Here is a 6,000-nt window from a genome sequence, read left to right on the forward strand (position 1 = left end):
ACAGATTGGAGGATGAGCATGGCCGTCGAACCGGACAGCGCGGGTGTGCGCTTCCCTCCGCCCTTCCTCTATCTGGGAGCGCTGCTGTTGGGGCTGGCGGCGGAGCGGTTCGTCACCCTCCGCTCTTTCGGCATCGACTGGCGGTTGCTGGTCGCGACGGGCGCGCTGCTGTTCGTTGCCGGCGCGGCGATGATGCTTGCGGCGGCGGGGCTGTTCCGGCGGCTGGGCACCAACGTTCCGCCGTCGCAGCCAACGACCCTCATCGCAACGACCGGTCCTTATCGGTGGACCCGCAATCCCATGTATCTCGGCATGGCGCTTATCTATTCCGGCCTTGCGATCGGCTTCGACGGGCCGATCGCGTTCGCCTTGCTCCCGTTGGTGCTGATCGCGATCCAGACGCAGGTGATCGCCCGCGAGGAGCGCTATCTCGAAGCGAAGTTCGGCGACGACTACCGCCGCTACAAGGCCGAGGTTCGCCGCTGGCTCTGACTATTCCGCCGCTGCCGCCTGCGGGGCGTTCTGATAAACCAGCACCGGCTTCCTTGCCGCGAGCTATCACATTCTGAAGGTTGCGGGCCGGTGTCACGGAAAACCGACTGGCCGGCTGACCCCGCAGTGCACCCGGCGCCTGAGGAGACGCGCGTGTCCAAAACCAGAGACGCCGAAGCCAGCATCAGCATCTCTCGTCCGCTCTTGGAGTAGCGGTAACCAAGAGCGGACAGACGGCCGCCGGCCAGATCTTCCCTTAAGCAATAGCGTCCACGCGGAAATGCGGCGATGAGGAACGGAGGGCGGCGGTCCCAGGTGGTTCTAGGGTAGCACAAACGGCGACACATATTCGTTATGTTTGTCCTGCGCGGGGCGCCAATAAACCCATGTCCGACCCTGGGACATAGTGGACTGCGCCTCGTGGGTGAGACACTAATTAGGGACAGTTCTCCAGGTTTTGGATTGCGGCTGGGGGATCCTGGCGCAATCATGTAAGGCCGGCCTCGAGCGTGAATGCTGGCGCCGGTGGCGGCCGGAAGGTCGCGAGGAGTGAGCACCATCCCTTCTAAAAGAGGGATGGTCCGTTGATGCTACTCAGTCGGCCTGCTTAATCTCCGGACCTGGTTCTGTCGGCGGAGTTGGCGTGCAATCTTGGCCGGTGCATTCCTGCACAGGATTGTTCGCCGGCGGGAGACAGTTTTGGCCTTCACAATGAACGGGCGGCTGCGCTGTTGCGGCTTTGTTGTTCGGCGGCACAGGCCGATCCTCAGCGCGAACAGCCGGCATTCCAAGGTCGATCATGGCCGTGCACAAGAGCGCAATCCGAAGCAAATTCATTTCCGCCTCCGCAACTGACAGCGAGATGCAGACTACACCTTCGAACTGCGGCCAACATCCTGTCACCCGCGAACGGCGTTAACAGCGCGTTTCATTGCTGGTTAGAAGGGCGCGCCGATGAGATCGAGCGTTGTCCTCTTCCTGCCAAAACAGCGCCAGAAACAGGCGTTCGGCCTGAGGTGACTGAAGCCAACCTTCCGATTTCCTGTACACTTGTTCGAAGGGTTTGAGGTGCCTTAGGGCTTTCGCATATTCGAGGTTCTTCAGGTCTTTCACGGGGGAACGTACATGACGGCATTCAACAGCGTCCGCTTCCAGGTCAAGCCGGGTAGTGAAGATGAATTCGTCGAACTGTTCAGCAGCGCCCCGCGCAATTTCGAGGGATTGCGGAAGATGGCTCTCATCAAATCTGGAGATGGCGCCTTCTTCTCGATTGGAGAGTGGGACACTTTCCAGCACATGGTCGATGCACGGCCCAAGATGCTAGGCAATCTTGAGCGGTTCCGGCACACGTTGCAGCAGCTGGAGGGCGGATATACGGATGCTGTTTCCGGCGAGGCCGTCTTCGAGATGGGCGGCAGGAGCGGCAACGGGTCGATATAGTATCTGCATGTCGGAAGGCTCGTCCCGCCGCCTCGGCCCCGTCACCGAAACCGCACATTCCCCCTCGAAAGCTCGGCCACCGACCTGCAGCCCATCAGCCGCATGCCGCGTTCGATCTCGGTTCGCATCAGGCCGAGCGCCCGTTCGACGCCGGCCTGTCCGGCCGCTGCGAGCGGGAAGAGGTAGTAGCGCCCGAGGCCGACGGCCTTGGCGCCCAGCGACAGAGCTTTCAGGACATGGGTGCCGCGCTGGACGCCGCTGTCGATGATCACGTCGATCTTGTCGCCCACCGCGTCGACGATCTCCGACAGCTGGTCGAAGGGACTGCGCGAGCCGTCCAACTGCCTGCCGCCATGATTTGACAGAACGATGCCGGTGCAGCCGATGTCGACGGCCTTTCTCGCGTCGGCAACGCTCATGATTCCCTTTAGGCAAAACTGGCCGTTCCAGAAGCGCACCATCTCTTCGACGTCCTTCCAATCCAGCGATGGATCGAGAATCTCGGTGAAATAGCGGCTGATGGAAAGCGCTCCGCCGCCGAGATCGATATGCCCATCCAGCTGCGGCAGGCTGAATTTTTCGTGCGCCAAATAGTCGATGGCCCATCTCGGCTTGATCGCAAACTGCATCATCCCGCCGGGCGTAAGCCGAAAGGGGATGGAAAAGCCGGTGCGCAGGTCGCGCTCACGGTTTCCGCCGGTGACGCTGTCGACGGTCAGCATCATCACCTCGACGCCGGCTGCCTTGGCGCGCTCCATCATGGCGCGGTTCAGGCCGCGATCCTTGTGGAAATAGAACTGATAGACCTGCGGTATCCGGTGCTTGCGGACTTCTTCCAGGCTGACCGTGCCAAGCGAGGAGACGCCGAACATCGTCCCGAATTTTTCCGCCGCCGCGGCGACGGCACGCTCTCCGCTGTGGTGAAACAGCCGCTGGAGAGCCGTTGGCGAGCAATAGACCGGCATCGCCAGTTTCTGGCCCATGACGGTGACCGACATGTCGATCTGCCCGACGCCGGCAAGCACGTTGGGGACGAGATCGCAGTCCTCGAACGCGGCCGTGTTGCGCCGCAGCGTCGTCTCGTCGTCGGCGCCGCCATCGATATAGTCGAAGATCGGCCCCGGCAGGCGCTGTTTTGCCAGCCTGCGAAAGTCGTGAAAATTATAGCAGCTTTGCAATCTCATGGACTCAATCGGGTCTATGCCGGGCGCGATGTCAAGCCTGTGCAATTGTCGATCGCCGGCCCGCCTCGCCTCACCGCGCCACGGCGCCCACCGACTCCCGTTCCACCAGCGGGCACTCCAGCTTGGTGATCGGATACCGTCCCCGACCGGGCGGAGCCGGCACTTCGAGCTGCTCGATCGCCCATTGCCCCATCGCCATATGCGGCAGGATCGACGTCGTCAGCGGCGGGAACAGATGCCGCGCGATCTCCTCGTCGTCATAGCCGACCACCGAAATATCTTGCGGGATGTGCAGGCCGGCCTCCTTCAGCGCCTCGTAGCAGCCGATCGCGGTGCGATCGTTCTGGCAAAAGATCGCAGTCGGCCGGTCCTTCAGCGCCAGCAGCTTGACGGTCGCGGCATAGCCGGCGCTCGCCGACCAATCGCCTTCGATGACCAGGGCCGGGTCGAACGGAATGTCGGCCGTCGCCAGCGCCCGGCGGTAGCCCTTCAGCCGGTCCTGCGCCGCTTGCATCCAGGGCTCGCCGGTGATGGTGGCGATGCGCCGGTGGCCATGGCCGATCAGGTGCCGGGTGGAGCTCTGGCCGCCGGCGATCTCGCTCGGCACCACGGCGGGTAAGGCATAGTCGGCGGTGTAGCAATTGAGCAGGATGACCGGCATGTCGAGGCCGTAGAGATAGTCCGGCGCGACGATCTCGCGGGTGAAGATAGTCATATAGATCAGCGCCGAAATGCCGCGCTTGGTCAGCGCCGCAATGGCCCGGGGCTCCATGACCTCGTCGCCCATGGTCTGCGCCACCAGCAGCACATTGCCGGCATTCCATGAGGCTTGCCGCGCCCCCTCAATGGCGACGACCGCCTCCGGGCTGGTCGCCAGTTGGTCGACGGCAAAGCCGATTACCCCGTCCAGCCCTTCGAATGAGGCAACAGGGGCTCGCAAGGCGGAAAACACCGGCGGCGCGTAACCGAGAGCCCGCGCCGCCTCGATCACCCGCTCGCGGGTTTGCTGCGACAGCCTGATGCCCGGCGTGTTGTTGAGGACGAACGAAACCGTCGCCTGCGAGCAGCCGGCGGCCCTGGCGATGTCGGTCATGGTGACACGGCCCTTGGGGTTTTTCCCCGACGGCTTGCGCCGCCTGGAGACATCGGGATCGCTGAGATCCGTCGGTTCGCTCATGGTTTCATGTTTCCCACCCCCGGCCCGTCTAACCGGATCTCGTCGCGAGCGGCAAGCCGGTCCGACATGCCGCGTTTATAAACGGAAATCAAATTTATCATTATTATCAATCGAATCCCATCGCCCGCCATACGGCGGCGCAAACGACAATCTCGCCACAAAGCTTGATTTCTCGCGGATTTCTGCCGCTGCGCAAGCCATCGACGGTCCGCTCGATCCCCTGGCGTCTCTCTGCTCCACGCGGCGGCCAAGGCCTTGCCGCTCATGGCAAGCGACGTTCCAACCAAGAAACTAATACTGTTTACTAATAACTCGCGACGTTCTAAAGTCAATTTGTCATGCCCGGCATGGATCATGCTGGGCGCGGCAAATCGAGCGTGCGACGCGATGTCTGGCGGCTCTCGGGCCGGCGTAAATGCGTCGCGCAATCACGAAAATGTCAGACAAATCGGACTATTTACTAACCGCAAACGAGTGTCTAGAGTTTGGATCGTGGCTGGATTGGCGCCGTTCTTTCGCTGCCGGAACCCTTGAGGAGGAGGGGCGTCCAAGCCGCAATCCGCAAATTCACATCAGCGACACGACTGATTCAAATGGGAGGTTGAACATGAAATCTGTGATACGAAATACGTCCGTCGCCGCCGCGGCCCTGCTGCTCGGCCTGTCCGTCACGGCAATTGCGCGCGCCGACGACAAGCCGACGCTGGCCTTCGTCGTCAACGGCGCTTCCGATTTCTGGAAGGCGGCCGAAGCCGGCGTCAAGAAGGCTCAAGGCGAACTGCCCAACTATAATCTGGAGCTCAAATATCCGGAACAGTCCTCGGTCGCCATACAGCAGCGCCTGATGGACGATCTGGTGACGGCCGGCGTGAAGGGGATCATGGTTTCGGCGGTGGACCCCAAGACGTCGACCGACGGGCTGAACAAGATCGCCTCGGAGACGGCATTGTTCACCACCGATAGCGACGCGCCGCAGACCAAGCGTGTCGCCTATATCGGCTCGTCCAATGTCGATGCCGGCAAGCAGGCGGCCGAGATCGCCAAGAAGGCAATGCCCGACGGCGGCAAGTGCCTCGGCTTCGTTGGCCTGCTCGGCGCCGACAATGCCAAGGAGCGCATCCAGGGCATGAAGGACGGCCTCGCCGGCACCAAGATCGAGCTGGTAGACGTGCGTGGCGACGACATTGACCAGGCCCGCGCCAAGAAGAACGTCGAGGACGCGCTGGTCGCCAGCCCCGACGTCACCTGCATGGTCGGCTTCTATTCCTACAACACGCCGCGCATCTATGAAGCGCTGCGCGATGCCGGCAAGCTCGGCCAGATCACCGTCGTCGGTTTCGACGACGATCCGATCACGCTGGGCGGCGTCAAGGAAGGCACCGTCGCCGCCACCGTCGTGCAGCAGCCTTTCGAATGGGCCTACAAGGGCATGAAGCTGATGGCCGCCTATCTCGAGGGCGACAAGTCGGGCGTTCCCGCCGACGGGCTGATCATCGTGCCGACCAAGATCATCGGCAAGGACGATGTCGACACCTACGCCGCCAACCTCAAGGCGATGTCTGGAAAGTGAGCGAAATAAGTTGCGGCCGGGGCGGGGGGGCCCCGGGGCGGGGGGTGTTATTAAACCCCCGGGGGGGGCCCGGCGGGGGGGGGGCCAACACCGGACCCCCCCGGGGGGGGGGGGGATGAATATTTAAAACCCAACAA

At 62.5% G+C, this 6,000-nt stretch carries 5 protein-coding genes; 3 read left to right on the plus strand and 2 right to left on the minus strand.

The annotated features are described in order from the left end of the window. Positions 1 to 18: 18 nt before the first annotated feature. The gene (locus NKJ94_RS14780) at positions 19 to 492 is read left to right on the plus strand and encodes a methyltransferase family protein (protein ID WP_352525950.1); all 474 of its coding nucleotides are present in this window, start codon (positions 19 to 21) and stop codon (positions 490 to 492) included. Between the two features lie 1,125 nt (positions 493 to 1,617). Further along, complete coding sequence (locus tag NKJ94_RS14785; RefSeq protein WP_352525951.1) at positions 1,618 to 1,932, plus strand: antibiotic biosynthesis monooxygenase family protein; 315 nt, start codon at positions 1,618 to 1,620, stop codon at positions 1,930 to 1,932. Between the two features lie 41 nt (positions 1,933 to 1,973). On the opposite strand, the gene NKJ94_RS14790 is transcribed toward NKJ94_RS14785, so the two are convergent. Continuing rightward, the gene (locus tag NKJ94_RS14790; RefSeq protein WP_352525953.1) at positions 1,974 to 3,116 is read right to left on the minus strand and encodes an alpha-hydroxy acid oxidase; all 1,143 of its coding nucleotides are present in this window, start codon (positions 3,114 to 3,116) and stop codon (positions 1,974 to 1,976) included. Positions 3,117 to 3,186: 70 nt separating this feature from the next. Continuing rightward, the gene (locus NKJ94_RS14795) at positions 3,187 to 4,293 is read right to left on the minus strand and encodes a LacI family DNA-binding transcriptional regulator (protein ID WP_352525955.1); all 1,107 of its coding nucleotides are present in this window, start codon (positions 4,291 to 4,293) and stop codon (positions 3,187 to 3,189) included. 607 nt (positions 4,294 to 4,900) lie between these two features. Between NKJ94_RS14795 and NKJ94_RS14800 the strand changes: the two genes are divergently transcribed. After that, complete coding sequence (locus NKJ94_RS14800) at positions 4,901 to 5,863, plus strand: sugar-binding protein (protein ID WP_352525957.1); 963 nt, start codon at positions 4,901 to 4,903, stop codon at positions 5,861 to 5,863. The last annotated feature ends 137 nt before the right edge of the window (positions 5,864 to 6,000 follow it).

The organism is Mesorhizobium sp. M0060 (assembly GCF_040323155.1).
In the GTDB taxonomy this organism is placed as follows: Bacteria; Pseudomonadota; Alphaproteobacteria; order Rhizobiales; family Rhizobiaceae; genus Mesorhizobium.

Bases quoted from the DNA above. Each gene is read 5' to 3' on its own strand.
- NKJ94_RS14780 (WP_352525950.1), top strand. From the start codon at position 19: ATGGCCGTCGAACCGGACAGCGCGGGTGTGCGCTTCCCTCCGCCCTTC.
- NKJ94_RS14800 (WP_352525957.1), top strand. From the start codon at position 4,901: ATGAAATCTGTGATACGAAATACGTCCGTCGCCGCCGCGGCCCTGCTG.
- NKJ94_RS14790 (WP_352525953.1), bottom strand. From the start codon at position 3,116: ATGAGATTGCAAAGCTGCTATAATTTTCACGACTTTCGCAGGCTGGCA.
- NKJ94_RS14795 (WP_352525955.1), bottom strand. From the start codon at position 4,293: ATGAGCGAACCGACGGATCTCAGCGATCCCGATGTCTCCAGGCGGCGC.
- NKJ94_RS14785 (WP_352525951.1), top strand. From the start codon at position 1,618: ATGACGGCATTCAACAGCGTCCGCTTCCAGGTCAAGCCGGGTAGTGAA.